Source organism: Sphingomonas changbaiensis NBRC 104936 (assembly GCF_000974765.1).
GTDB classification, from domain to species: Bacteria; Pseudomonadota; Alphaproteobacteria; order Sphingomonadales; family Sphingomonadaceae; genus Sphingomonas_B; species Sphingomonas_B changbaiensis.
Window position 1 is genome coordinate 45074 of record NZ_BBWU01000019.1, and the last position, 25666, is coordinate 70739.

Consider the following 25666-nt stretch of genomic DNA (forward strand, 5'->3'; position numbering starts at 1 on the left):
GAGCTGCGCGCTAATCCTTTGGTTTTGCGGCTGGCTCTTCGGGATTGGCTGCGGTAAATCGATCATGGTCGGATCGGGAGTGCGAACGTGGCGAGTTTGGGTGCCTGGGGGTCGAGAATGACCACGCCCGCGGCGGTGCTGCCCAGCTACCGCCAGGAGCCTTCGCGGCTGAGACGATTCACGGTCAAGGCCCTGTTCTACGTCTTCGTTGTCCTGATGGGGCTGTTCTACGGCCTCAGCGTCGTGCTGCTGCCCCCCACCTTGCTTCTATATGTCAGTTTTCCGATCCTGTTGCTGGTGGCATTGGTTCTCTGGGCATTTCCCGACGAGGGTCCGGGACCGCTGGTGCTCGTCGGCGTGTGCTTTGTCGGCTTCAATATGGCACTGTTCCTGTGGCCGGACTACATGGCGATCCAGATCCCGGGATTTGCCTGGATTTCGTTCCGGCGGCTCTGGTCCTGGGCCTTGGCCGCGAGCCTGCTGCTCTGCCTCGCCATGTCGAGGGAAATGCGCCACCGTCTGCGTGAGCGTATGATCGCCACCCGGCCCTTCTGGATCATGGCCGGGCTCTACTTTGCGTGGCATTGGCTTACGCTTCCGTTCAGCGACATTCCGATCCGGTCGGTCAACTCATCCATCAACCAGGCCTTCATCTGGGGCATTCCGCTGCTCACGGCCACTTACCTGTTCGACGGCTACAAGTCGCTTCGCCGCTGGGAACTGCTGATGCTCTTTGCGGGGGTGGTGAACTGCGTCATTGCGGCGTTGGAGGTCCGGAACGGCGAGTTGCTCTGGGCGAACCACATCCCGAGCTTCCTAACCGTCGAAGACGAAACGCTGCAGCGCATTCTCGCGGGCGCCGTCCGTGACGGCCATTACCGCGCCGCTTCGGTCTTTTCGGTTTCGCTCTGCCTGGCGGAGTTCCTAGCGATCCTGGCACCGTTCGCGCTTCGTCGCGCCTTCGCGACGAACAGGCTTGGCACAATCGTCTTCTGGATCTCGTTCGACCTGATGCTGTGGGGCGCGATTGTCCTGACCCATTCGCGCCTGGGCATCATCGGCTGGCTTGTCAGCCATGCAGTGTTCCTGCTGCTGTGGGGATGGAAACGATGGGCGACTAAGGCGCGAGACATTCTCGGCCCGGCGATCAGCTTTGCGTTCCCGTTCGGCGCGATGGCGCTACTGATCTCTATGTTCACCGTGCCGGCGGTTCGCGTCCGAACGCTCGGCGGCGGCTCGACCGGCTTCAGCGACCAGGCACGTCAGGAGCAATTCTCGCTGTTCTGGCCCAAGCTGTTCAAGAACCCGCTGGGCTACGGCACCGGCCAGAGCGGCATCACGCTCGATTTCCACTCACCGAGCGGAATGATCACCGTCGACAGTTATTTCATCACGACCGGCATCGATTACGGCCTGGTGGGGCTGGTCTGCTTCTTCGGCATGTTCCTCTACACCTTCTATCTGATGGGCCAGACCTACCTCTCGTCGGACAGCAAGGAGGGTGAGATGGCGCTGCCGATCGCCTGTGCGATCGCGGTGCTGTTCGTGATCCGCCTTGTCCTCAGCCAGCAGGACAACGTGCCGCTGATTTTCATGATGTTCGGCATGGCAGTCGCCCTTTACGCGCGGACGATAGCGGTTCCGCGCGCCGCCCAGGCGCAAAGCGTGCCCGACCTCGATCCGACCCCGCTCGCCGGATCCGACCCGCGGCTTGCACCGGCCGAATAGAGGCCGGGGCTGCCGCATCGACCGCGGGAGTCCGCGTGAGAATGCCGGGCCCCCTCCCGACGCCAACCGCGGCCGGGAAAGTCACATTGGCGCGCCATTTCCATCCAGCTTTGGCCATTGTGCTTCAGCACGCTTGCCCAAACCGTATACGATCGGCTAGCGACCCTGCAGAACTCTCGCGGGGATCCGAAACATGCGTATCGTTGCAACTCTGCTCGCCACCGTCGCCATGGCAGTCGCACTGCCCAGCCATGCCGCCGACAAGGCTGCTCGACCGCAACCAGCCAAGCATTCGGACGAGCCCGGCAACGCCGCCGACGCGACACCATCCGGATCGATTGCCGGGCCCGACAAGTCGGAGACCGCGCAGGCCAGCGCGACCGAATATTCGGTGTCGCGGCACCGCTCGATCCCCTTCCGCGGGGCCACGTTGAACTACACCGTCACGCCCGGCACGCTCACCATCCGCAACGACGAGGGTGAGCCGATCGCGTCAATGTTCTACACGGCCTATGTGCTCGACGCGCCGAAAGGCGGAAAGCCGCGCCCGATCACCTTCCTGTACAATGGCGGCCCCGGCTCCTCGTCGATGTGGCTCCACATGGGCAGCTATGGACCGCTGAAGGTGGACGTGCCCGGATTCGACACGCTGCATGGCGAGCCGGGCCATCTCGTCCCCAACCAGGACACGATCCTCGACCGCACAGACATGGTCTTCCTGGACGCGATCGGCACCGGCCTGTCGCGCCCGCTTGGCAAGGCGACGGGCAAGGATTTCTGGAGCGTCGATGGCGATCTCGACGCCTTCGCGCGTGGCATCCAGCGCTATCTGACGCTCAACAACCGCTGGGCGTCGCCGAAATTCCTACTGGGCGAGAGCTATGGCACGACGCGCACCGGTGGCCTGACCTATGTGCTCCAGCAGCGCGGCGTGCAGCTTGCCGGCGCGACGATCATGTCGACGGTGCTGGACATTCCTTTGCTGTTCGATCCATCCGTCGATCAGATGCACGTCAACGTCTTTCCGACGTTCGCGACGACAGCCTGGTATCATAATCGCATCGCCAACAAGCCGGCCGACTTGGATGCCTTTGCCAAGGAGGCGCAGGCGTTCGCGACCGGCCCCTATGCCGCCGCACTTGCCAAGGGCGATCGTCTGACGCCGGAGGAGCGGAACCAGGTGGCGCAGCAGGCGGCCGCGCTGATCGGCGTCTCGCCCGAGTTCCTGCTGCGCAACAACCTGCGCCCGGGGCCCGATCGCTTCCGCAAGGAGCTGCTTCGCGATCAGCGCCGTACCGTCGGCCGTCTCGACAGCCGCTTCGACGGCATCGACGCGGATGCCGGCGGCGAGGGCCCTGAGTTCGACGCCGCCAACGAAGCGATCTCGGGCGCGTTCATCGCCGCGATCAACAATTACCTGTTCAATGATCTCGGCTATCAGACCAAGCTGACCTATCGCCCGAATTTCTATTCGGGCATCGGCCCGGCCTGGGACTGGAAGCACAAGGCGCCCGGCAATGCCCGCCAGTTCGCCGCCAACACGTCGGTCGATCTCAGCCAGGCGATGCGGCAGAACCCGAAGATGAAATTGCTGTCGCTGAACGGCTATTACGACATGGCGACGCCGTTCGCGGGCGCCGACTATGACCTGGAGCATATGGAGCTGGACCCCGCGCTCAAGGCCAACATCACCTACAAATATTACCCGTCCGGCCACATGATCTATATCGAGCCGGGCTCGGCGGCGCGGCTGCGGCAGGACATCGACGCTTTCTACGACAGCATTACCCGCTGACGCGACCGTCGGCTTGGCAGCAAGCGGCCGACGCGCATTCCGTCTCCAATGACGGAGCCGAACGGTCGCTTGTTCGTCCCCTTTTGGGGCATAGCAAATGTCGGCGCCTTGGCCGTTCGCAGCCGCTGCTCCGAACGACCGCTTTGGGGCAGGCTGCCATTCGCCTGACCAGGTCCGGAGAAGCAGCCAGTGACCAGCTGGGTGCCGTTTCCTAAGAAGCGGGTATGTTTGGAACGGGCAGATCGGTGCTACCGTGCTCCGCTGCAGGATGACCAGCAAGCTGCACCAACGGATCGATCGTGAGCCGCTCTCCGTCAGCCGGCCTCCGGGGCAGGCGGTTAGCGGATATCGCTGATAGTCGAGACTTATACGACGTCGGACAATTCATGTTAGTGATGCCTAGTGCAGCGACGCGGCTCTTGGATCAGGATCGCCTATGCGCTCTGCTTGGCCGGAGCGACCGTCAATCACGGGCGGGCAGTGCTCGCCCATGGTTGGCTCCCGGAATGGTTGCCTGCCGCAACCGCGCTGTACTGGAGCAGCCTTACCTTCCTTGATCCGCTCGCAGCCGTGCTGCTCATCCTCCGCCCGCGAGCAGGAATTGCGTTGACCGTCGCGATCATCGTTTCAGACGTCGCACACAATCTCTGGTTCGTAGCTGCCCATCCTCTCCACGGCTCTCTCGTCGAGGCCGTGGCATCCAGTGCATTCACGATGAGCCAAATCGCGTTCCTGGTCTTCGTGGCCGCCACTGCGCCGGTCGCGTGGAAGGATGCCAGACAACCAGCCCCGCACGATTGACTTTTGCCAATCCGGCGATGGCCGCATTGGCGTTCGGCTGATCGCCGCGCGCGCCTTCGCTTATTCCGTCCAGACGTGCACGCGCTGATCGGGCGGCAGATAGAGCTTGTCGCCGGGCTTCACGTTGAAGGCCGCGTACCAGGGGTCGAAATTCCGGACGATGCCGTCGACGCGGTACTGGTCGGGGCTGTGCGGGTTGCTGAGCAGCTGTTGCCGAAGCGCACCCTCGCGCCGCTTCCCCTGCCATGCCTGTGCATAGGCGATGAAGAAGCGCTGGTCGCCGGTGAAGCCGTCGATCACCGGCGGCTCGCCATGACGCGCGACATAGCGGCGATACGCCGCATAGGCTGTCTCCAGCCCGCCCAGATCGGCCAGGTTTTCGCCCAAGGTGAGCCGGCCCTTGATGTGGACGCCCGGAATCGGCTCGTAGCTGTCGAACTGCGCGGCCAATCGGTCGGCCTTGACTTTGTATTTGTCGGCCGCCGCCTTGCTCCACCAGTCGCGCAGCCGGCCTTTCTCGTCGAACTGGCGGCCTTCGTCATCGAAGCCGTGGCCCATTTCATGGCCGATCGTCGTGGCGCCGGTCTCGGCATAATTGACGGCCGGATCGGCGGCGGCATCGAAGAAGGGCGGCTGCAGGATCGCGGCAGGGACCGTGATCTGGTTCATCGTCGGATCGTAATAGGCGTTCACGGTCTGCGGCGTCATGTCCCAGAGCGTGCGATCGACCGGATGCGGGAAGCGGGCGAGATCGAGCTGCCACTGGAAGGCATCGGACGCGACGGCGTTGGCGAGCGGGTCGGTGCGGCCGACCTTGAGGTTCGAATAGTCGATCCATTTGACCGGATGCCCGATGCGCGGATCGAAGGTGCCGAGCTTGGTCAGCGCCGCCTTGCGCGTCGGCTCGTCCATCCAGGCGGCATGTGCGATCTTGTCGGCATAGGCGGCGCGGATGTCGCTCATCATCTCGTCGGCCAGCCGTGCCGTCTCCGGCGCCCAATGCCGCTCGACATAGATGCGGCCGACTGCCTCGCCCAGGCTCTGGTCGATCATCGCCATGCCGCGTTTCCACCGCGCGCGCTGCTCGGGCACGTCGTTCAACGTGTGGCTGTAGAAGCCGAATCGTGCATCGTCGAAAGCCTTGGGCAGGTAGGATGCATGATCGCTGATGAAGCGGAAGGTCAGATACTCCTTCCAGGTCGAAAGCGGCACGTCGGCGAGACGCTTTCCCGCAGCCGCCACCGCGCTCTTTTCCGCCACGTCGACGCGCTCCGCATTCGCGAGGCCCATGCCGGCGAGCGTCGGCGTCCAGTCGAACTCGGGCGCAAGCTGCATCAGCTGGGCGCGGGTCATCGGGTTGTGCGTCGCCACCGGATCGCGGCGCTGCTCGGGCGTCCACTGGTCCTGAGACAATTTCGTTTCGAGCGCGATGATGCGGTCCGCGCGGCCTTCCGGATCGCTCAGTCCGGCGAGCGTGCCGATGCGCACGATATAGTCGCGATACGCCTTTCGGATACCGACATACTTCTCGCCCTGGTCGAGATAATAGTCGCGGACCGGCAGGCCGAGCCGTGCCTGGTGCGCGACGGCGGTGTAACGGGTCGGATCGTCCTGATCGACACCGACGCCGACATCCACGGGCGAGGCGTAACCGGGCTGCATCATCAGCGCGACGAGCTGCTGACGCGTGTGCACTGCATCGATCCGTGCGAGCCAGGGTTTCAGCGGGGTCAGGCCGCGCGCTTCGATGCCGGCATCGTCCATCCATGCGGCATAGAAATCGCCGACCTTCTGCGCGATCGGATCGGCGGGCTTCGCGGCTGCTTCTTCGACGATCGCGCGCACCTGCGCTTCGGCTTCGTCGGGCAGCTGATAGTTGTATCCCGCCCCGCTTTTATCGGCGGGAATCTGGGCGGTGCGCAGCCACGTGCCTTCAGCGAAGTCGAAGAAGCCGTCACCAGGCTTCACCGATCGGTCCATGTCCGCCAGCGCGACACCCCATGTGCCGTACCGCGGCTTTGTCGGCTCGGCCGCGAGCAGCAGGGAGGGGAAAGATACAAAAACGGCGGTCGCGAGGAGGATGGTGCGGGTCATGAAGCAAAGGCTAGCAAGCGCCGCGCTGTCCGACAACGCGCACCTGGGCCAATTTTCAACGGCTCGCGGCCTCCCTTCCGCTAGGCTTCGACGGGTGCTTTAGGCTGCGGGTCAGGGATCGACAGCGGCGCCACGCGCGCCAAGGCAACTGCGCCTGCGAGTGCGACCGCGCCGAGCGCCAGACAAAACCATGTGACGCCCTGCCAGCCGGCCTTTGTCCAGGCCACGCCTCCAGCGGAACCAAGCACGCTCGAGCCGAGATAGTAAGCAAAGAGGTACAGCGCCGCGGCCTGCCCCCGATTGTGGAGCGCGCGCCGCCCGACCCAGCTGCTTGCGATCGAATGGGCGCCGAAGAACCCGGCCGTGACCACGCCGATGCCGAGGATGAAAAGCGCCAGGGGCCGCGCGGATGTGATCCCCACGCCCGCGATCAGGATGAGCACCGTTACCAAGAAGATGCGCCGGCGGCCGATGCGCCCGGCAAGCGCTCCGAACCATGCCGAGCTCGCCGAACCGACGATGTAGAGCAGGAACACGGCGCCAACCGCCGCCTGGCTCAGCAGGTATGGCGGCCCCATCAGGCGAAATCCGGCATAATTGTAGACGGTGACGAAGACGCCCATCAGCACGAACGCCTCCATATAGAGCAGCGGGAGCGCTCGATCGCGCAGCAGCTCCAACGTCCCTCCTTGTCTGGCGAGCCGGGGAATGAAACCTCGGGACGGCGGCGCCAGCCTGCGGAATGCTTCGGCCATGACGAGCCCGAGGACGCCGACCGCGCCGACCGCCCATCGCCACCCTCCAACGCTCGCGACGAGGCTGGCGATCAATCGGCCGCCCATCCCGCCCAGAGCGCTCCCGGCAATGTACAGGCCCATCGCGGACCCGACATCGTGACCGCGCACCTCCTCGGCGACATAGGCCATGGCCACGGCAGGCACGCCGGCAAGCGCCAGGCCGGTCAACAGCCTCAGCGCGAGCAAAGATGGCCAGCCGGGCGCGATCGCGGCGACGAAGGTGCACGCGCCCGCGCTCATCATCGCAAAGACCATCAAAGGCCGTCGCCCGAGGCGGTCGCTAGCCACGCCTGCGATAAGGATCCCGAGCGCAAGCGCGCCCGTCCCCACGGAGACGGCAAGCGATGCCGCTTCGGCGCTGAGGCCGTACTCCGCGGCAAACAGCGGCAGGAGCGGCTGCACCGAATAGAGCATCGAGAATGTCGAAAAGCCGGCGAACAGCATCGCGATGGTCAGGCAGCGATAGGCGACGCTTCCGCGCGCATAGCCCGGCCCGCTCTCCTGCCCGTGCGCGGGTTCGCTGCCGTCCCTCATCGGGAGAGAACTCTCGTCAATCTTGCCGGTGCCGCGGCGGGCCGGCTTCAATATTGTCCGTATCTACTCTTCACCGATGCGCGAAGCGCGGCGCTGTCATAGCCGATACCGTCCTTGAACACGATTTCGACCTGCTCGATGTCGGCAATGGTGCGAGACGGATCGCCACGCACGACGATCAGGTCGGCGTTCTTGCCCGGTGCGATCGAGCCAATCCTGTCGGCCAGGCCGAGATAGGTCGCACCGTTGAGCGTCCCGATCCGGATCGCTTCCACTGGCGTGAACCCGGCCTCGACCAGCAGCTCGATCGCGCGCTGGTCGCCCCAGCCGGGGATGACATTGCCGGCGCCGGTGGGATCGGGGCCGGCGATCAACAAGCCGCCGGCCGTCGCGAAGGCGCGCTCCAGCTTCAGCTCGTTCGACCAGAGCTTTGCGCGCGCGGCCTTTCGTTCAGGCGGCGCGGTTTCGGTGAGCCGCCGGAGCTTTTGATAATCGGCGAGGGCCTGCGGCGTGAGGGTCGCCAGGGCGCCGTCCGGCAAGGCCCGGTAATCGGGAGAGCTGGGCTCGAACACGGGAAGCGTCGAGGTGATCGCGACATGGGCGTCGACCAGCGTCTTGATGAGCGCGCGGGCAGCCGGGCTGTCCGCGTCCATTCCGGCAAGCGTCGGCGCGCCGACGGTCTTTGGACACAGGTCCGGCTGCTTGCCGGGATCGTTCTGCGTATTGACCCAGAACCCATGCTCGAGATTGTCGATCCCGAGCGCGGCGGCTTCCGGGTAGCTGACGGAACAGAGATGGCCGGTAAGCTTCAGGCCGTGCCGGTGCGCTTCGTCGATGGCCGCCTTGAGCTCGTCGCGCGTGATGTTCATGTACGCCTTGAACGACGTCACGCCTTCACCTGCCCAGAAGGCCACCGTGTCGCGCGCGTCTTCCGCGTCTCGCAGCTGGTGCATCTGGATAAAGGGACTGTTCTTCCCTTCAAGATAGGGTCCGGTCACGTCCATGTGCGGGCCGGCCAGCAGACCCGCGTCGATCTGGGCCTTCACGTTCAGGTCGGTGTAGGGCTCGACGCTGCCGGTCGTGCGCATCGTCGTCACCCCGGCGGCCAGATAAAGACGCGGCGCACTGAACGTCATCTGCGGGACGAGCGGAGTCGGCACGTCGGCATGCCCGTCCGCATCGAGATCGGGGCGCGCGATATAGTACATGTGATCGTGCATGCCGATGAGGCCAGGCAGGATCGTCCGGCCCGCAAGGTCCACGACCGTCACGTCCGCCGGCAGGGATGCAGAACCCAGATCGATCGCAGTGATCCTGCCGCCTTCGAGGAGGATCGTGCGATCTTCGAGCGGCGGCCGGCCCGTGCCGTCGATGATGCGGACATGACGAAGCGCGATCCGCGGGGCGTCGACCTTCACGAAGGGGCGGATGGCGGGCTGCGGCGCTGTCCTGGGCGGCAACACACGGTCGGCGAAAGAGACGGCGGCCAGGCTCGACCCTGTGGCAAGCGCAGCCGCGAGGCTCGCGACGACAAATGGCAGCTTCATTTTACCGAGTCCCCTTGTTCCCAGCGCGAGCTTCTTTTCGGCAGGAACCCACCCGTCCGCAAGACGCAGGTAAGCCCGATCTCAAGCGGCTCGATCGCGGCTGCATTCGGCCATGATCAGGTCACTCGCCTTCTCGGCGATCATGATCGTTGGGGCGTTGGTGTTGCCGGTGACCAGGGTCGGCATGATGCTGGCATCGACGACGCGGAGCCCGGTCAGGCCGCGGACCTTCAGGTTCGGGTCGACAACGCTGTTTTCATCGGCGCCCATGCGGCAGGTGCCAACCGGGTGATAGATCGTTTCCGCCCAGTCGCGGATCGCCGCGACCAGTTCCTCCCTGCCGGTGACGGCATCGCCTGGCCAGACTTCGGCGCCCCGGTATTCAGCGAAGGCGGGCGCCTGCGCGATCCGGCGCGTCACGTCGATACCGGCCAGGAGCGCTTCGAGATCGGCGGGCGCCGAAAGATAGTCGGGATCGATCGCCGGATGGGCTGCTGGATCCGCGGACTTGAGCCGGATGGTGCCGCGGCTTTCGGGCCGAAGCTGGCACAGGTGCATCTGGAAACCGTGCTCCGCACCGATTCCGCCGCGGCCGTGCGGGGGCACCAGCGCCGGCACGAAATGGATCTGCATGTCGGGCGCGGCGAGCCCGGGCCGGGTCGAGAAAAAGGCGCCGAGCGGCGTCGGAATATAGCTGCCCTGCCCTTGCTTGCGCAGCAGCCACTGCAGGAGCGTCGCAAGCTTCGGGATCAGGCCGGCATTGGCGTTGAGCGTGATCGGCTGCGTGCAGCGCCATTGCAGGATGACGTCGAGATGATCCTGCAGATTGCGGCCTACCTCTGGGCTGTCCGCCACGACCGTTAGGCCGTGCTCCCGCAACTGCTCCGCGGGGCCGACGCCGGACAGCATCAGCAGCTGGGGCGAGTTGATCGTGCCGCCGCACAGGATCACCTCGCGCGCGCTGACCGCCTGCTGTGACCCGGCGCGGCGGAGCTGGACGCCCTTGGCCGTCCGCCCTTCAAAGAGCACCCGCTCGACCAGCACATCGGTCCAAATCTCAAGATTGGGGCGGGTGCGCGCCGGCTCCAGATAGGCCTTCGCGGCCGACCACCGGCAGCCATCCCTGGTCGTCGAATCGTAGATGCCGCCGCCCTCGATCCGGGCGCCGTTGAAATCGTCCGTTCGGCCGATACCCGCCTGATCGCACGCGCCCAGAAAGGCATCGACGAAGGGGTGATCCGCGTGTCGGATCGAGGTGTGCAGCGGGCCCTCGCCGCCATGAAATTCGCAGGCGCCGCGTTCCGAACTCTCGGCGCGCCGGAAATAGGGCAGCACGTCATGCCAGCCCCATCCGACGCAGCCCGACTGCGCCCATTGATCATAGTCGCTGGAATGGCCGCGGATGTAGACCATGCCGTTGATGGAAGAGGAGCCGCCCAGCGCCTTGCCGCGAGGCCAGTAGAGGCGGCGCCCGTTCAGGTGCCGCTGCGGCTCCGTCCAATAATTCCAGTTCGCCCGGTGCTGCTTCTCCGGCGGCAAGATCTGGGCGATGCCGGCCGGCATGTGGAACATCAGTCCCTTGTCGGCCCGCCCGGCCTCGAGCAGCAGCACGCGGGTGTCCGGGTCGGCGGACAGGCGATTTGCGAGCACGCACCCGGCGCTGCCGGCCCCGACGATCACGAAGTCATATGTTTCAGACAATCGGAACACCATCCCAGCCGCTTGGCCGGAAGGCTAATCGATCTCAGAGCGGCACTCCAGCCGTCCGGGCATTTTTCAGCGTTGGGCCAGGGCCGGCTGACCGATCCATCCGCCGGCCGTCGCGACATACAGGCGCGCCACGTTCAGGAACTGACGGGCACGCGCTTCGACCAGGTTCGATGTCGCGCGCTGGTACAGGCGCTCCGATTCCAGCACCTGGAGAATGCCGGAATTGCCGACCTCGAAGCTGCGGCGAGACAGTCCGAGCGATCGTTGCGCGACGCTGACGGCCTCCTGCTGGTTGGCGACCGACCGGTTGTCGCTGTCGATCGCCTTGAGCAGGTCAGCGACCTGGCGGAAGGCGTCGAGCACGGTCTGGCGGTACGTCGCATCGGCGGCGCGCGCCTGATCGATAGCCGCGCGGCGCTCGGCCTTCAGCGTGCCCCCGTGGAAGATCGGCGCCGCCAGTCCGGCGAACAGGTCGAAGCCGCGAAAGGCGCTGCCCAGCACATCGCCCAGATCGGGGGCGCCCTGCGTTGCCGTCGCCCCGAGCGTGATCGAGGGATAAAGCTGCGCGGTCGCAATACCGACATTGGCGGTGGCGGCGTGCAACTGCGCCTCCGCCTGCAGGATGTCCGGTCTTTTGTGGACGAGCTCGGACGGAAGCGTCACCGGCACCTGTGTCGGCAAAGTCAGCCGGTCCATATCGAAATCGGTCAGGCCGAGCTCGGAAGGCGGGATGCCCACGAGCGTGGCCAGCAGATGGCGCGCCTCGGCAAGCTGCTGGCCGAGTTGCGGTAGGTCGCCGCGATCGTTTTCGAGCTGGCTCTGCGCGTTCAACACTTCGACCAGCGTGCCCTCCCCTGCCCGCTGCCGCTTCTGCGTCAGGTCGACATTGCGCTGATCCTCCGCCAGCAACGTCTGCGCGGTCGCAATACGGGCCTGGATCGCAGCGATCAGCAGCACCTGGTTGACCACTTGACCGGCGATGGTCAGGTGGGCGGCCTCGGTCTGGCGCAACTGCGTTTCGGCCTGAGCGGCAGCCTTTTCGACCCGGCGACGATTGCCGCCGAACAGGTCGAGATCGTACGAAACGCCGCCGCCGATCGAATAGAGCGTGAACTCGGGATTGCCGCTGGGGTTGTCGAAGCCGAACGCCGCCAGATTGACCTGCTCGTGCTCGACCCGGCCATTGACGCCGACCTGCGGCAGCTGCCGTCCGCGCGCAGCGTTGACCTGCTCGCGCGCAGCGGCGAGCGTCGCGTTGCTGGCCTCCAGGCTGGCATTATGGGCAATCGCCTGATCGACGAGTTCGTCCAGGCGCGGCGATCCGAACGCGGTCCACCAGTGCAATGCCGGACCCGCGCCCGCCACGGCAACCGGTCCCGCGCCGCGCACAGAGGCACTCTCGCCCGGCGACACATAGTTGGTTGTCCCCGGCGCAGCAGGGCGTTCGAAATTCGAACCGACGGTGCAGCCGCCAAGCATCGAAGCAGCTGCGAGCGCCGGCAAGGCGGAGCGAAACAGGGAAGGCATGACGGTCAGTCCATATGCATCGTGGGCGCCGCCGCTCCCTTGCGGGGCGGGCGCATGAACAGGATCAGGGGCGCCACCACCAAGGTGACGACGAACAGGGCGTAGAAGGCGTCGATGTAGGACACCATGGCCGCCTGACGGGTGATTTCGCCGTTCAGCCGCGCGAGGCTGGCGATCGACGAGAAATCGAGATCGGGCATCGCACGCGCGACCGCGGGGTTGTCCGGCCCCACACCTTCCACCAGCCGTGCATGCACCGTGCTGGCGTTGCGGATCGTCATGAACTGCAAGACCGAGATGCCGATCGCCGAGCCGATATTGCGGATCAGCGTGAACATCGCCGCGCCCTCGTTGCGCAGCCGGGGATTCAGCGTGGCGAACGCGACTGTCGACAAGGGCACGAAAATCAGGCCGGTGCCGATGCCCTGCACGAACCCCGACGAGATGACGAGACTTTCGTCCATGCCCAACGAAAAGCCGCTCATCTTGTACGTCGACCAGGCGGCGAGTGCCAGGCCGGTGCCGATCAGGATGCGCGGGTCCACGCGTTTGATGAGCTGCCCGACGATGATCATCGACACCATCGTGCCCATCCCGCGCGGCGCGGTGACGAGACCGGTGAGCACGACAGGATAGCCCATCAGCTCCTCCAGCATTGGGGGCAGCAGCGCCAGGACGGCAAAGATCAGCACGCCCAGGAAAAAGCCGAAAACCGATGCCGAAACGAAATTGCGATCCGCGAACAGCGCGAGGTTGATGAACGGATGACGCGCCGTCAGCGTGTGGACGATAAACAGATAAAGGAAGAAGGCCGCCGCGACCGCCTCGACGCAAATCTCCAGGCTGGAGAACCAGTCGAGCTGCTGCCCCCGGTCGAGCATCAGCTGAAAGGAGGCGATGGCGAGCGCCAGCATTGCGAAGCCGAACAGGTCCAGCTTCGTCCGCTCGGTCGCCTTGCTCTCGCTGAGGAAGAACCAAAGCCCGGCAAAGGCCAACATGCCGATCGGCAGGTTGATGAAGAACACCCAGCGCCAGTTGTAATTGTCGGTGAGCCAACCGCCGAGCGCCGGGCCGATGATGGGGCCAAGGATCGCGCCCATGCCCCAGATCGACATTGCCGGACCGTGCCGCTCGGGCGGATTGATGTCGAGCAGGATGGCCTGGCTCATCGGGACCAGCGCCGCGCCGAAAATGCCCTGGAGCAGGCGAAACCCGACCAGCTCGCCCAGGTTGACCGCAATCCCGCACAGTCCTGACGCGATCGTGAAGCCGACGATCGAAAACAGCATCAGCCGCTTGCGCCCGAACCGTCCGGCCAGCCAGCCAGTCAGCGGCGTGCAGATCGCGGCAGCGATGATGTACGACGTCAGCACCCACGTGATCTGGTCCGCCGACGCGGCGACGCTGCCCTGCATGTGCGGCAATGCGACGTTGGCGATGGTGGAATCGAGCGAGTTCATCACCGTCGCGGCCATGACGGATGCGGTGATGAAACGACGCGTCATCGCGTCGGGGTAGCGGTCCATCACCGGGACTGCGCAGCCCCCGCCCTGGGAGCGACGGGCCGTGTGTCGGGCCCGAACAGGTGCCGCTGATGGCCCGTATCGACGGTGACTTCGACGCTGAGCCCGGCATGGAGCGGCACGTCGTTCGGCACGCGGTCGATCGTCAGTTCGACCGGCAAACGCTGGACAACCTTCACCCAATTGCCCGTCGCATTCTCGGCCGGCAGCACGGAAAAGCTGTTGCCGGTGCCCGGGCTGAAGCTGGTCACGTGTGCGGTCAGGTCAAGGTCGGGGAAGGCGTCGATCTTGATCGTCGCGGGCTGGCCGAGCCGCATATAGCGCAGCTGATTTTCCTTGAAATTGGCTTCGACCCAGATCCGCCTTCCCGCGAGCGAGAACACCGGCTTGGCGGCCGTGACATAGTCGCCGACCTGAAGCTGATCGACCTTGGCCGCGATGCCGTCCTGCGGGGCACGAACCACGGTGTAGCTGAGATTGAGCTTGGCGCGATCGAGGGCGGCCTGCGCCCGGCGCACGCTCGGCTGGTTGGCTGCGGGCGTGCCGACATCGCCCGACAGCGAGGCCTGAACGCTCGCATTATGCTGTTTCGCGGTCTCGATCGCCTGGGCCGCGGTGCGTGCGGCAAGCAGCGCCTGATCATATTGCGCCTGGCTCGAGATCCCCTCGGAGACCAGCGCCTTCTGGCGGGCTGCCTCGCGGTTTGCGAACAACAGCCGCTGCTGAGCGGCCGCGAGCTCCGACTGGCCCTGCGCATAATTGGCGCGCAGCGAGCCGACGTCGGTCACAGCCGCGGCGAACTGGGCCTGCGCCTCGTCGACCGCAACCTGATAGGGCTCCGGATCGATCCGGAACAGCACGTCGCCTTTGTGCACGACCTGGTTGTTGCGAACCTCGACCGCGATCACCCGGCCGGCGACGTTGGGACTGACCGAGACAAGGCCGGACTGAAGAAAGGCGTTGTCCGTCGATTCGTAGCGACCGCCGTGCAGATAGAAGAACAACGCACCGAGGATCACGATCACCGGGGCAAGGAGCAGCAGGGGCTTTCGAAGCCGGCGGAGACGAGAGGGAGGCTCTTCGTTTTCTCCCGATTCCGAAGGCTGTCTGGGCGCGGTGCGTTCGGAAACGGTGTTGCTGTCGCCGGAAAACTCGTCGCCGAGCACGTCGTGCCCCTGCGCGTCTCGCCGGGCTTCGATGTGAGAAGCGCTATCCGCCACCTTGACCCCATATAATGCAGGATCGGCGGAGCGGCGCTGCCGACGATCTGTTTCGGCGGCTAGATAGGGCGAGTTTTATATGATGCTAATGAATTCTCGTCCCATGCTCTATGAGCCGCCTTCATGATCCCCATCGATCTGAATCTGCTGGCGGTGTTCGACGCCCTTCATGACCTCCGCAGCGTCACCAGGGCTGCGCAGCGGCTGAACCTGACGCAATCGGCGGTCAGCCATGCGTTGCGGCGGCTGCGCGAATCCGTCGGCGATCCGCTGTTCATGCGATCCGGCGGCGCGCTGCAACCCACCGCTCGCGCCCGCGCGATGGCTCCCGAAATCCGCGAAGGCCTGGTCCGGCTGGCGGCCGCGATGATGCCGCTCGAGTTCGACCCGGCCAAGGCCGTCCGCACCTTCACGCTGGCAGCCGGGTCGTATTTCTGTGCCCTGCTGATTCCAAAGCTGGTCGCGCGGGCGAGAGAGATTGCGCCGGGGATTACCTTCCGCATCGTACCCGTCAGCGCAGGCCTGCTGGCCGAACTCGACGAGGGGACCGTCGAACTCGCCTTGGGCGCTTTTGACGGCGTCCCCGAGCGCGTGACGATCGAGACTCTGTTTCGCGAGGACCTGGTATGGATCGCGTCCAGAACGAACCCGATCTGCAAGCTGACGCTGGCTCTCGGCGAGGTCCTCCGGAACCCGCATCTGGTCATCGCGACCCGGCGAGAGTTCGAGCCGGTCAGGACGCTGCTCGCCGAAGGGCCGCTCGAGCGACAGCTGCTGAAGAACGCGCATCAGGGAGGCGCTCCGACCGACGGCGGCCCGGTGTCCGCAATCGTCTATGACGGCATGACCGCCGTGGCCGTGGTGGCGCAAACCGACATGGTGGCACTCGTCCCCCGACGCCTAGCCCGCAACGAGGCGACCCGGCTTGGACTTCGCATTCTGGAAACCGAGGAAGAGGGCAGCGGCATCGACCTGGCGATGATCAGCCACAGCCGGGCCTCATCGGACGCAGGGCTGGCATGGCTGAGATGCCTGATTGCAGAGCTCAGCAAATGATCTTGCCCAGAGACCCAGCCAAGAGGACCTTGATGCCTTTCGCCGATACGAACGCTCGAACGCCGCATCACGCCTGGGCTCTGGAGCATCAAGGCGGGGAGGACTGATGCCGGCGAACTTAGTGCCCACCTTTGAATGATCATGGCGGACTCGCTTCCCTCCGGCCCCAATCAAAGATATGCTCTGTCCGTAATTTGCTTTGGTTCCCGTGTAGATCGGTTGAACCAGGTCAGGCTCTTCCGGTCTGCGTTGTGCGCAGGGGGCGAAGAGCATGATCGTGGCCATTGTCATCGCAGCGCTGGTGCTCGGCTCACTGCTGTTCCACTGGTTGAGCCCGTGGTGGATGACGCCGCTCGCGTCCAATTGGGGATCGATCGACACCGCGCTGATCATCACGATGTGGATTTGCGCGGTCGCCTTCGTCGCGTTGAACCTGTTCATGGCGCTGACGATCTGGCGCTACCGGCATCGGCCGGGAAGCCGGGCCCATTACGAACCTGAGAATTCCCGGCTCGAGAAGCGTCTGACCCTTTGGACCGCCCTCGGCATCGCCGGAATGCTTGCGCCCGGCCTGCTCGCCTGGAACCAGTATGTGACCGTGCCGGCGGACGCGGCGGTGGTCGAGGCGAATGGCGAGCAATGGCGCTGGAGCTTCCGGCTGCCGGGTCGCGACGGCGTGCTCGGCACCGCGGAGCCGGCGCGCATCACCGCCGACAACGCGTTCGGCCTCAATCCGGACGATCCCTATGGGCGCGACGACCTGATCGTCGACACCGCCGAACTGCATCTGCCGGTGAACCGGCCGGTCAAGATGGTGCTGCGCTCCAAGGACGTGCTGCACGATTTCTATGTGCCCGAATTCCGCGCGAAGATGGACCTGGTGCCCGGTATCGTCACCTATTTCTGGCTAACCCCCACCCAGAAAGGCTCGTTCGATATCCTTTGCGCGGAGCTGTGCGGCACCGGCCACAGCCAGATGCGCGGCACCGTCGTGGTCGAAGACGAAGCGAGCTACCGCAAGTGGCTCGGCGACCAGATGACGTTCGGCCAGATGATGGCGCAGGCCGGCGAGGGCCGAACCCGCCTTGCCCGCGCGGACGCGAACCCGAGCAAGAGGGTGGCACGCTGATGGCGACAATCGCTGACGACCTGAGGCCGCTCCATCATCCCAAGAGCTGGATCGGCAAATATGTCTGGAGCCAGGACCACAAGGTCATCGCGCTCCAATATGCCGGGACCGCGATCAGCGTCGGCATCATCGCGCTGGTGCTGTCGTTCATGATGCGGCTGCAGCTGGGCTTTCCCGGCCGCTTTCACTTCATCCAGCCTGAGAACTACCTGCAGTTCGTCACGCTGCACGGCATGATCATGGTCGTGTACCTGCTGACCGCCCTGCTGCTGGGCGGGTTCGGCAATTACCTGATCCCGCTGATGGTGGGCGCCAGGGACATGGTGTTCCCGTTCGTCAACATGCTCAGCTACTGGTTCTACCTGCTCTCAGTGATCGTGCTCTTGTCGAGCATCTTCGTGCCCGGCGGCCCGACCGGCGGCGGCTGGACGCTCTATCCGCCGCAGACGATCACCGGCGGCACGCCTGGATCGAACTGGGGCATCATTCTGATGATGGTGTCGCTCGCGATTTTTATCGCAGCGTTCACGATGGGCGGCCTCAATTATGTGACGACGGTGCTGCAAGCGCGCACCAAGGGCATGACCTTGATGCGGATGCCCTGCTCCGTCTGGGGCATCTTCGTCGCCTCGATCATGGGCCTGCTCGCCTTTCCGGCGCTGTTCGTGGCGGCGGTGATGACGATCCTCGACGCGGTCGCCGGCACGAGCTTCTTCGTGCCGCAGATCGTCTCGATGGGAAAGCTGACGCAGCATGTCGGCGGATCGCCGATCCTGTACCAGCACCTGTTCTGGTTCTTCGGCCACCCGGAAGTGTACATCGTCGCGCTGCCGGCGTTCGGCATCGTCTCGGACCTGATCTCCGTCCACGCGCGCAAGAACATTTTTGGCTACCGGATGATGGTCTGGGCGATCATCATTATCGGCGCGCTGAGCTTCTTCGTCTGGGCGCACCACATGTACGTCTCGGGCATGAACCCCTATTTCGGGTTCTTCTTCGCGACATCGACGCTGATCATCGCGATCCCGACCGCGATCAAGGTCTACAACTGGCTGCTGACGCTCTGGCGCGGCGACATCCATCTGCGCGTGCCGATGCTGTTCGCGATCGCCTTCCTGTTCACCTTCATCCATGGGGGGCTGTCCGGGCTGTTCCTCGGCAACGTCAGCGTCGACGTGCCGCTGTCCGACACGTTCTTTGTCGTCGGTCATTTCCACATGGTGATGGGTGTGTCGCCGATTCTCGTGATCTTCGGTGCGATCTATCATTGGTATCCGAAGATCACGGGCAGGATGTGGAACGAGACGCTCGCCCGCGCGCATTTCTGGGTCACGTTCCTGGGCGCCTACGCGATCTTCATGCCGATGCACTATATCGGCATTCTGGGCGTGCCGCGGCGCTATTATGCGCTGGGAGAGACGGCGTTCATCCCACCCTCCGTTCACTATGTGAATATGGGCATCACGATCGCGGCCGGCATCGTGTTCGCGGCGCAATTCCTGTTCTTCTATAATATGATCTGGAGCTATTTCCGCGGGCCCAAGGCCGATCCCAACCCCTGGGGCGGGGCGAGCCTGGAATGGCAGACGCCCGATACGCCGCCGACGCACGGCAATTGGGGACCGCGGCTGCCGACCGTCTATCGCTGGGCCTATGACTACAGCGTTCCCGGCGCAGCACATGATTTCATCCCGCAAAACGAACCGCCGGGGGCCGCCGGCAGCCGGGCGCCCGCATGAGCGTGTTCGATACCCTGACCGAAAAGCCCTGGCTCACGCCCGGCGTTGCCGGTGCGGCCCGGATTCAGCGCGACCATGAGCAGGGACCCTGGGATCGGGGCATCGGCCTCGGGCTCTTCCTGGTCGTCGTTGGCATGATCTTCGCTCTCGCCACGATGGCCTATGTGATGCGCATGGGGCACGGCGTGCCGGCGGGATCGCAAGGCAATGACTGGCGCTCGCTCCGCCTGCCCCCGCCGCTATGGGTCAACACCGCGATTCTGGTCGCCAGCAGCCTGGCTTTCCTGATCGCGGACCGAAGTGCCCGGCGCGGCGACGCCGCGACCATGCGCGCAGGCGTGATCGCGGGCGGGTTGCTCGGCGTCGCGTTTCTCGCCGGGCAAATCCTGCTTTGGCGCAAGCTCAGCGACTGGGGCTATGTCCTGCTGTTCACCGCCGGGCTGTGCAAGGTCGGCGACCCGCTGTTCACCTTCCCCTTCCCGCAAACGATTCTCGGCAACCCCGCCCTGGCCTTCTTCTACCTGATTTCGGTGCTGCATGGGCTGCATATCGTCGGCGGGCTGGTCGCCTGGGCCTTGACCGCCCGTCATATTTTCGCCGGCTCGATATCGGCGCCGGTTGCCCGGTCCGTCCAGCTTTGCGCGCGCTACTGGCATTTCCTGCTGTTCGTCTGGACGGTGATGATGGGGCTGTTCGTGTCGACCTGAAACGTGAAGGAGCTGCGATGGATCAGCGCACGACGATCGTGACAACGGAGCCCGGCGGGGTGCCGCAGGGCCTGCGCGATTTTGCCGGCGACTGGGCGGCGGACCAGGAAGTGTTCCGCCGCGTCCATTGGGGAAAGGCCATGATGTGGATCTTCCTCCTCTCCGACACATTCATTTTCTCGAGCTTCCTCGTCTCCTACATGACGATGCGGTCGTCGGTGACCGCGCCCTGGCCGAACACGGCCGAGGTGTTCGGGCTGAACGTGTTCGGCGTCTCCGTGCCGCTGCTGCTGATCGCGATCATGACGTTCGTGCTGATCAGTTCGTCAGGCACGATGGCGATGGCAGTGAATTTCGGTTACCGCGGCAACCGCAAGGCCACGGCCCGGCTGATGGTCGCGACGGCGCTGTTCGGCGCGACGTTCGTCAGCATGCAGGCATTCGAATGGTCGAAGCTGATCCTGACCGAAGGCGTGCGGCCCTGGTACAATCCGATGGGCGCGGCGCAGTTCGGCGCGTCCTTCTTCATGATCACCGGTTTCCACGGGCTGCACGTCTCGATCGGTGTGATCATGCTGCTGATCGTCGCCTCGAAAGTGTGGCGCGGCCATTACGACCGCAAGGGCGACTATAGCGCGGTCGAGATCGCCGGCCTGTACTGGCACTTCGTCGACCTGGTCTGGGTCTTCATCTTCGCATTCTTCTATCTGTGGTGAGGCGGGCATGAACCACGCGCCGATGCACATCGTCGAAGACAATCCGCCACCGGCCACGCACGCGCCAGGGCAGCAGCATCCGATCAAAGTCTATCTGCAGGTCTGGGGCTATTTGTTCGTGCTCAGCACGATGTCGTACCTGGTCGACTATTTTCACTTGCAGGGGGCGCTGCGCTGGACGCTGATCATCACCTTCATGGTGCTGAAGGCCGGGCTGATCGTCTCGATCTTCATGCACATGGCCTGGGAGCGGCTGGCGCTCGTCTATGCGATCCTGGTGCCGCCGCTGGCGCTCGGCACGCTGATCCTGCTGATGTCGATCGAATCCGGCTACACTTTCTGGACGCGCGTCATCTTCCTGGGCGGAGGCGGCTGACCATGGACCGCTGGGAAAAGACCAAGATCGGCGCCGGTATCGGGCTCGCGTGCAGCGTGATGGCGGTCAGCATGTGGATCGGCAGCGTGCTGGTCTCGCCAACCTACCCGCAGCAGCGAAGCTATGCCCCGACCGGCGTGCCCCCGGTCGACCTCGCCGCCGTGCAGCGCGAATGGCCTGTGGTCGGGAGCAAGGAAGAACGTGAGCAGCTGAAGGGCTATATCGGCCATATCGAAAAGGCGTCGGTATTTGTTTCCGCCGATACGGGGATCGCGTCGGCCGAAGCGCCAACCGATCTGGGGACGTTGCTCGCCTCGGCCGATCCGGAAAAGGGGCGGCGGACGGCGCAAGTCTGCATGGCCTGTCATGACCTGAGCCAGAACGGCCCCAACCGGATCGGCCCCAATCTATGGGGCGTGGTCGGTCGTCCGGTCGCGAGCCACGCGGGTTTCGCCTATTCGCCGGCGCTGAAGGCGGTTGGCGGGCAATGGACTTATCAGGAACTGGACCATTTCCTGACGAGCCCAGGGCGCGCCGTGCCAGGTACGAAGATGACCTTCACGGGTCTCCGCAACCCGCGCGACCGGGCGCATGTGCTTGCCTATCTCGCGACGATGAGCGCGAGCAAGCCGCCGTTTCCGGCGCCCGCAGCGGCCCCTCCCCCATCTCCGGCGAAGGTCACCAGCGTGACGCCCTGAGCCGGGCGGCTCAGCGCGCGACCAGGTGCGTGTAGAGGTGCCAGGTCGCGTAACCGAGAACCGGCAGCACCACCGCCAGGCCGATAAAGGCCGGGATCGAGCCGATGACCAGCAGAGCGGCCACGATCAGGCCCCACCCGATCATCGTGCCCTTGTTGGCCATGACCGCGTTCACCGACGTGCCGATCGCCGTCCGTGCGTCCACGTCCTTGTCGACCAGCATCGGCATGGAAACCACGCTGATCGTCAGCACGAGCGCTGCGAAGCACAGGCCGACCAGATTGCCGATCACGATCAACGCCCAGCCCTCCCGCGTCGTGAACACGGTCCCGAGAAAGCCGCTCACGGATTCCGGAGCCGGGCCGATCAGCGCGGTGTAGATCGCACCGGCGGCTGCGACCCAAAGCGCAAAGATGATGACGAGCAGGGCCGCGACGCCCAGGATCGAATCCCAGGCGGGGCGTTTGCGCACATCGAAGAAATGCGACCAGTCGGATTCCAACCCCGCCTCCCGGCGGCGGGCGAGCTCATAGAAACCGATCGCCGCGACCGGGCCCAGTAGGCTGACGCCGGCCGCGACCGGCACGAACAGCGGCAGCCATGGTCCCTGGAAAGCCACCACGGCCGCAAAAAGGCCGATCAGCGGATAGAGAATGCCGACGAAAATCAGGTCGCCGCGCTTGCTGAGAAAGTCGTCCCATCCCTGAGCGAGGGACTCGCGAATGTCAGCGCTGGTGATCTTGCGAACGTCATAGACAGGCGCGGCGACTTGGCCGGCAGGTTGAGCGATGGCCATCGTTGCTCTCCTCATCCCCAGGATCAGGTACGCAATTTATACTCCTTGAAACCGCAACCAGCAATGTCGGCACGCCGGCGCCTTACAATACATGTCAACTTCGGATGGTCAGCGCCATCCAGATCCAACCAGCGATCATCAGCGCGCCGCCGATCGGCGTGACCGCTCCCAGCCAGCGCGGCGCGCCGAACGCCATCGCGTATAAAGTTGCCGCGAACAGAGCTGCGCCGCCGAGCAAGGTCCAGAGCGGGCCCGCCGCCGCCGCGCGGGCAAGCGCCAGCACCGCGACGGCATGGATCAGTTGGTAAAGGCCGCCGGTCCGCAGCCACTCAGCTTCCTTGCCGGAGAAACGGTGCGCGCCGAACGCACCTGCACCGATCGCTATCGCCGCGGACAAGGCCGCCAATCGCATCAGCCACAACATCAACCGCTCTCCGCCGGAATGGGAATGGCATCTCCAGGCGGCGCCGGCTCCGCGGGGCGGATCATCAGCTCGTCGCCCGCATGCAGGTCGCCGGCCTTCGACTGGGCCGCGAGGCGCTTGGTGTCGATTTCGCGGTAACGCTCCGCCGTGCGGTCGATCTCGTCCTCGTCCACCTCGACCGCGGCCAAAGCCATCCGCCCCATGCAGATCGCCGATTCATAGACTTCGCGCACCGTGCCGGCGATCGGCGCACCGTCGAGCTTCATCAGCTGCCGCCGGTCATAGGCCCTGACGAAGATCTGGGCGTTCGGGAACGACTGGACGATCGCCTCCATCGCTTCCCGATCGAGCGCGCCGCCGTCGATGCAGAACAAAAGCAGCTGCGCCTGCTCGGCCCCGGCCTGGCGCAGCAGGTCGGTCCGCGTGCCGTCACCGAAATAGACTTTGACGCCGAACTCCGTACCGACATCGACCTGGGTCGCCTTGCGGTCGATAATCGTCACCGAAATGCCCTGCAGCGCCAGCATGAAGCCGACCGTCTGGCCGAACCGGCCCCAGCCGACGACGATCGCGTTGGCGCAGTCGTTCCGGGGGCCTTCGAGATCGGCGCGCTGCTTGGGCGGCGGCTCGCGAAAACGGCGGCTGAGCATCATCAGGAACGGCGTCGTCGCCATCGATAGCGTCACCACCGCGCCGAACAGGCTTGCCGCTTCGGGCGCGATCAGCAGCGCCCGCTGCGCCTGCGCGAACAGCACGAACCCGAACTCGCCGCCCTGGCTCAGCAGCAGCCCGGTCGCGAGCGCAGTGCGCCAATCCTGCCCGAACAGCCGCGCCAGCCCTAGGATGATCGCGGTCTTGATCACGACCAGCCCGGCAGCGATCGCGATCACGAACAGCGGCCGCTCGGCGATCGCGTGGAGGTCAAGCAGCATGCCGACCGCGATGAAGAACAGGCCGAGCAGGATCGACCGGAACGGATCGACGTCGGCCTCGAGCTCGTGCCGATAGGGCGAATCGGCCAGCATCACGCCGGCCACGAAAGCGCCCAGCGCTGTCGACAGGCCCAGCGACTGCATCGCCGCCGCGCTGGCCAGAACCGCGAACAGTCCCGCGGCGACGAATAATTCGCGCTCGCCCAAGCCTCCGATCAGCCGGAACAGCGGATTGAGGATGTATCGGCCGGCCAGCACCAGGCCGATCACCGCGCCCACCGTGTAAAGCGCGAGCAGCCAGCCCGGCGGCGCATTCGCTGCGTCGGGTGCGCGCGACATCGCGGCGACGATCGTGATCAGCGGCACGATCGACAGGTCCTGGAACAACAGCACCGAAAAGGCGCGCTGCCCGAACGGCGTCCGCAGTCTCCCCGCCGATTCGAGCATCGGCAGCACCTGCGCGGTCGAGGACAAAGCGAGCGGCAACCCGATCGCAAGTGCCGCCGCGGGCGTGAGCGGCGTCACTGCATAAACGAACGCCGAAAGCGCCAGGCCGCAGAGCACGACCTGCATCAGGCCGAAGCCGAAAATGTCGCGCTTCAACCGCCACAGCCGCGCGGGCGACAGCTCGAGCCCGACCAGGAACAGCAGCAGCGCGATGCCGATCTCGGCAATGCCGAGCTTGCCCTGCGCATCGCCGACGAGGCCGAGCACCTGCGGGCCGATAATAACCCCGCTGATCAGATAGCCGAGCGTCGCGCCCAGTCCCAACCGGCGGAAGATGAGCACCAGCACCAGCGCGGCGCCCAGCATGACGAACCCGTCGCGCAGCAGCGATCCGGGCCCGTGCGCCTCCATCAGCCCCGCGCGCGCTCTGCCGCCTCGGCGACCGCTTCGAACGGCAGCCGGATCGCGGCGTGCCGTCCGGTGTGCGGCAGCGCGCGTGCGAGCTGGTCGAGATCGGGCCAGCTGCCTGGCGTCTCCCGCTCACCGGCGAGCCAGGCGGCGAGAGCGTCGCGGGCGTCAGCGAGCTCCTCGGGCGACCGGCCGATCGCGTGCGACGCCATCAGATTGGCCGAAGCCTGCCCGAGCGCACAGGCGGAGACGTCCAGGCCAAGCGCGGCGATGCGTCCATCGCGGTCCAGCACCACGTCCGCAGCGACGCGGCTGCCGCAAACGGCTGAGCGCTTCTCGGCCGAGCCTTGCGGCTCAGGCAGCCGCCCGAGATGCGGGATCGTCGTCGCCAGCCGCAGCAACGCGGCATCGTAGAGCGGCGCATTCATCGGGCCGCCGCGCTGTTGTCGGAGGCTCGAAGCGCGCCGCGCCGCTGGTTCATATAGTCGACCATCGCCCGGCTGGTCGCGCTCATCAGCGAATAGGTCCGCGCTTTGCGCATCCAGTCCGGCCGGTGGGCGGGACCGCCACGCACCGTGTCGATCACCAGCGTCGCCAGCAGGAACAGCAGCGCGGCCAGAATCAGTCCCTTCACAAAGCCGAAGCCAAAGCCGAGCACGCGGTCGACCGGCCCCAGTACCGATTGCCGCGTCCGTTTCCCAAGCGCGCTCGCAAGCAGTCGCCCGACAACGAAGGTGCCGCCGAACAGCAGCACGACGGCCGCGACTGCGGCGCCGGACACCGATCCGATCGGCGCGGCCAAGGCGTTCATCACCGGCGTGTGGAAGAAGGTCACCGCCATCACCGCCAGCACCCAGGCGATCAGCGACAGCGCCTCGTGCACGAACCCGCGCATCGCGCCGAACACGGCGCCTCCGCCCAGCAACACCAACGCGACGATATCCAGAGCGGTCATGGCGGGC

Annotated in this window: 22 protein-coding genes; 10 read left to right on the forward strand and 12 right to left on the reverse strand. The window is 65.4% G+C overall.

Annotated features, from left to right (window positions below):
- Positions 1-117 precede the first annotated feature (117 nt).
- The 3 genes from SCH01S_RS04465 to SCH01S_RS04475 all read left to right on the forward strand — a co-directional run bounded on the left by SCH01S_RS04465 (position 118) and on the right by SCH01S_RS04475 (position 4324).
- Positions 118-1728 (forward strand): O-antigen ligase family protein, encoded by a 1611-nt coding sequence (locus SCH01S_RS04465; RefSeq protein WP_046347582.1) that lies wholly within the window; start codon positions 118-120, stop codon positions 1726-1728.
- 193 nt (positions 1729-1921) lie between these two features.
- Positions 1922-3523: a S10 family peptidase gene (locus SCH01S_RS04470; protein ID WP_052733771.1), complete on the forward strand. Its 1602-nt coding sequence runs from the start codon at positions 1922-1924 to the stop codon at positions 3521-3523.
- Positions 3524-3970: 447 nt separating this feature from the next.
- The gene (locus SCH01S_RS04475) at positions 3971-4324 is read left to right on the forward strand and encodes a hypothetical protein (protein WP_217995411.1); all 354 of its coding nucleotides are present in this window, start codon (positions 3971-3973) and stop codon (positions 4322-4324) included.
- A gap of 60 nt (positions 4325-4384) precedes the next feature.
- Here SCH01S_RS04475 and SCH01S_RS04480 read toward each other — a convergent pair whose 3' ends face one another.
- The 7 genes from SCH01S_RS04480 to SCH01S_RS04510 form a co-directional block, all read right to left on the reverse strand.
- Entirely contained in the window at positions 4385-6418 is a 2034-nt protein-coding gene (locus SCH01S_RS04480) for a M13 family metallopeptidase (protein ID WP_046347584.1), read from the reverse strand.
- 80 nt (positions 6419-6498) lie between these two features.
- Positions 6499-7749: an MFS transporter gene (locus SCH01S_RS04485; protein ID WP_046347633.1), complete on the reverse strand. Its 1251-nt coding sequence runs from the start codon at positions 7747-7749 to the stop codon at positions 6499-6501.
- A gap of 47 nt (positions 7750-7796) precedes the next feature.
- Positions 7797-9296: an amidohydrolase family protein gene (locus SCH01S_RS04490; protein ID WP_046347585.1), complete on the reverse strand. Its 1500-nt coding sequence runs from the start codon at positions 9294-9296 to the stop codon at positions 7797-7799.
- An 81-nt stretch (positions 9297-9377) separates the two neighbouring features.
- Positions 9378-10997: a GMC family oxidoreductase gene (locus tag SCH01S_RS04495; RefSeq protein WP_245612156.1), complete on the reverse strand. Its 1620-nt coding sequence runs from the start codon at positions 10995-10997 to the stop codon at positions 9378-9380.
- A 75-nt stretch (positions 10998-11072) separates the two neighbouring features.
- Positions 11073-12533, reverse strand: a complete 1461-nt coding sequence (locus tag SCH01S_RS04500; RefSeq protein WP_046347587.1) for an efflux transporter outer membrane subunit — start codon at positions 12531-12533, stop codon at positions 11073-11075.
- A 5-nt stretch (positions 12534-12538) separates the two neighbouring features.
- Positions 12539-14062: a DHA2 family efflux MFS transporter permease subunit gene (locus SCH01S_RS04505; RefSeq protein WP_439645801.1), complete on the reverse strand. Its 1524-nt coding sequence runs from the start codon at positions 14060-14062 to the stop codon at positions 12539-12541.
- On the reverse strand, positions 14059-15222 hold the full coding sequence (locus SCH01S_RS04510) for an HlyD family secretion protein (protein WP_046347634.1): 1164 nt from the start codon (positions 15220-15222) through the stop codon (positions 14059-14061). The genes SCH01S_RS04505 and SCH01S_RS04510 overlap by 4 nt, the downstream gene beginning before the upstream one ends.
- 177 nt (positions 15223-15399) lie before the next feature.
- Between SCH01S_RS04510 and SCH01S_RS04515 the strand changes: the two genes are divergently transcribed.
- The 7 genes from SCH01S_RS04515 (at position 15400) to SCH01S_RS04545 (ending at position 21697) form a co-directional block, all read left to right on the forward strand.
- Positions 15400-16332 carry a LysR family transcriptional regulator gene (locus tag SCH01S_RS04515; protein ID WP_052733773.1) on the forward strand — a complete coding sequence of 311 codons (933 nt, stop codon included), beginning with the start codon at positions 15400-15402 and terminating at the stop codon, positions 16330-16332.
- 271 nt (positions 16333-16603) lie between these two features.
- On the forward strand, positions 16604-17461 hold the full coding sequence (locus tag SCH01S_RS04520) for a cytochrome c oxidase subunit II (protein ID WP_046347589.1): 858 nt from the start codon (positions 16604-16606) through the stop codon (positions 17459-17461).
- Positions 17461-19200 carry a cytochrome c oxidase subunit I gene (locus tag SCH01S_RS04525; protein ID WP_046347590.1) on the forward strand — a complete coding sequence of 580 codons (1740 nt, stop codon included), beginning with the start codon at positions 17461-17463 and terminating at the stop codon, positions 19198-19200. The genes SCH01S_RS04520 and SCH01S_RS04525 overlap by 1 nt, the downstream gene beginning before the upstream one ends.
- Positions 19197-19907 carry a cytochrome c oxidase subunit 3 family protein gene (locus SCH01S_RS04530; RefSeq protein WP_046347591.1) on the forward strand — a complete coding sequence of 237 codons (711 nt, stop codon included), beginning with the start codon at positions 19197-19199 and terminating at the stop codon, positions 19905-19907. Before SCH01S_RS04525 ends, SCH01S_RS04530 begins: the two co-directional genes overlap by 4 nt.
- Positions 19908-19924: 17 nt before the next feature.
- Positions 19925-20623, forward strand: coding sequence for a heme-copper oxidase subunit III family protein (locus SCH01S_RS04535; RefSeq protein WP_046347592.1), 699 nt, complete (start codon positions 19925-19927; stop codon positions 20621-20623).
- A 7-nt stretch (positions 20624-20630) separates the two neighbouring features.
- Positions 20631-20999, forward strand: a complete 369-nt coding sequence (locus SCH01S_RS04540; protein WP_046347593.1) for a cytochrome C oxidase subunit IV family protein — start codon at positions 20631-20633, stop codon at positions 20997-20999.
- A gap of 2 nt (positions 21000-21001) precedes the next feature.
- Positions 21002-21697 (forward strand): c-type cytochrome, encoded by a 696-nt coding sequence (locus SCH01S_RS04545; RefSeq protein ID WP_052733775.1) that lies wholly within the window; start codon positions 21002-21004, stop codon positions 21695-21697.
- A gap of 10 nt (positions 21698-21707) precedes the next feature.
- On the opposite strand, the gene SCH01S_RS04550 is transcribed toward SCH01S_RS04545, so the two are convergent.
- The 5 genes from SCH01S_RS04550 to SCH01S_RS04570 all read right to left on the reverse strand — a co-directional run bounded on the left by SCH01S_RS04550 (position 21708) and on the right by SCH01S_RS04570 (position 25659).
- Positions 21708-22493: a DUF2189 domain-containing protein gene (locus SCH01S_RS04550; RefSeq protein WP_046347594.1), complete on the reverse strand. Its 786-nt coding sequence runs from the start codon at positions 22491-22493 to the stop codon at positions 21708-21710.
- A 94-nt stretch (positions 22494-22587) separates the two neighbouring features.
- Positions 22588-22917 carry a DUF423 domain-containing protein gene (locus SCH01S_RS04555; protein WP_046347595.1) on the reverse strand — a complete coding sequence of 110 codons (330 nt, stop codon included), beginning with the start codon at positions 22915-22917 and terminating at the stop codon, positions 22588-22590.
- The gene (locus SCH01S_RS04560) at positions 22917-24707 is read right to left on the reverse strand and encodes a cation:proton antiporter domain-containing protein (RefSeq protein WP_046347596.1); all 1791 of its coding nucleotides are present in this window, start codon (positions 24705-24707) and stop codon (positions 22917-22919) included. The genes SCH01S_RS04555 and SCH01S_RS04560 overlap by 1 nt, the downstream gene beginning before the upstream one ends.
- Positions 24707-25132, reverse strand: a complete 426-nt coding sequence (locus SCH01S_RS04565) for an iron-sulfur cluster assembly scaffold protein (protein WP_046347597.1) — start codon at positions 25130-25132, stop codon at positions 24707-24709. Before SCH01S_RS04565 ends, SCH01S_RS04560 begins: the two co-directional genes overlap by 1 nt.
- Positions 25129-25659, reverse strand: a complete 531-nt coding sequence (locus tag SCH01S_RS04570) for a CvpA family protein (RefSeq protein WP_046347637.1) — start codon at positions 25657-25659, stop codon at positions 25129-25131. Before SCH01S_RS04570 ends, SCH01S_RS04565 begins: the two co-directional genes overlap by 4 nt.
- Positions 25660-25666 lie beyond the last annotated feature (7 nt).

Excerpts from the sequence above, each read along its gene's own strand:
- SCH01S_RS04500 (WP_046347587.1), bottom strand. The coding sequence starts at position 12,533 with ATGCCTTCCCTGTTTCGCTCCGCCTTGCCGGCGCTCGCAGCTGCTTCG.
- SCH01S_RS04520 (WP_046347589.1), top strand. The coding sequence starts at position 16,604 with ATGATCGTGGCCATTGTCATCGCAGCGCTGGTGCTCGGCTCACTGCTG.
- SCH01S_RS04480 (WP_046347584.1), bottom strand. The coding sequence starts at position 6,418 with ATGACCCGCACCATCCTCCTCGCGACCGCCGTTTTTGTATCTTTCCCC.
- SCH01S_RS04465 (WP_046347582.1), top strand. The coding sequence starts at position 118 with ATGACCACGCCCGCGGCGGTGCTGCCCAGCTACCGCCAGGAGCCTTCG.
- SCH01S_RS04470 (WP_052733771.1), top strand. The coding sequence starts at position 1,922 with ATGCGTATCGTTGCAACTCTGCTCGCCACCGTCGCCATGGCAGTCGCA.
- SCH01S_RS04565 (WP_046347597.1), bottom strand. The coding sequence starts at position 25,132 with ATGAATGCGCCGCTCTACGATGCCGCGTTGCTGCGGCTGGCGACGACG.
- SCH01S_RS04560 (WP_046347596.1), bottom strand. The coding sequence starts at position 24,707 with ATGGAGGCGCACGGGCCCGGATCGCTGCTGCGCGACGGGTTCGTCATG.
- SCH01S_RS04570 (WP_046347637.1), bottom strand. The coding sequence starts at position 25,659 with ATGACCGCTCTGGATATCGTCGCGTTGGTGTTGCTGGGCGGAGGCGCC.
- SCH01S_RS04485 (WP_046347633.1), bottom strand. The coding sequence starts at position 7,749 with ATGAGGGACGGCAGCGAACCCGCGCACGGGCAGGAGAGCGGGCCGGGC.
- SCH01S_RS04535 (WP_046347592.1), top strand. The coding sequence starts at position 19,925 with ATGGATCAGCGCACGACGATCGTGACAACGGAGCCCGGCGGGGTGCCG.
- SCH01S_RS04490 (WP_046347585.1), bottom strand. The coding sequence starts at position 9,296 with ATGAAGCTGCCATTTGTCGTCGCGAGCCTCGCGGCTGCGCTTGCCACA.
- SCH01S_RS04555 (WP_046347595.1), bottom strand. The coding sequence starts at position 22,917 with ATGTTGTGGCTGATGCGATTGGCGGCCTTGTCCGCGGCGATAGCGATC.
- SCH01S_RS04530 (WP_046347591.1), top strand. The coding sequence starts at position 19,197 with ATGAGCGTGTTCGATACCCTGACCGAAAAGCCCTGGCTCACGCCCGGC.
- SCH01S_RS04550 (WP_046347594.1), bottom strand. The coding sequence starts at position 22,493 with ATGGCCATCGCTCAACCTGCCGGCCAAGTCGCCGCGCCTGTCTATGAC.
- SCH01S_RS04545 (WP_052733775.1), top strand. The coding sequence starts at position 21,002 with ATGGACCGCTGGGAAAAGACCAAGATCGGCGCCGGTATCGGGCTCGCG.
- SCH01S_RS04540 (WP_046347593.1), top strand. The coding sequence starts at position 20,631 with ATGAACCACGCGCCGATGCACATCGTCGAAGACAATCCGCCACCGGCC.
- SCH01S_RS04515 (WP_052733773.1), top strand. The coding sequence starts at position 15,400 with ATGATCCCCATCGATCTGAATCTGCTGGCGGTGTTCGACGCCCTTCAT.
- SCH01S_RS04525 (WP_046347590.1), top strand. The coding sequence starts at position 17,461 with ATGGCGACAATCGCTGACGACCTGAGGCCGCTCCATCATCCCAAGAGC.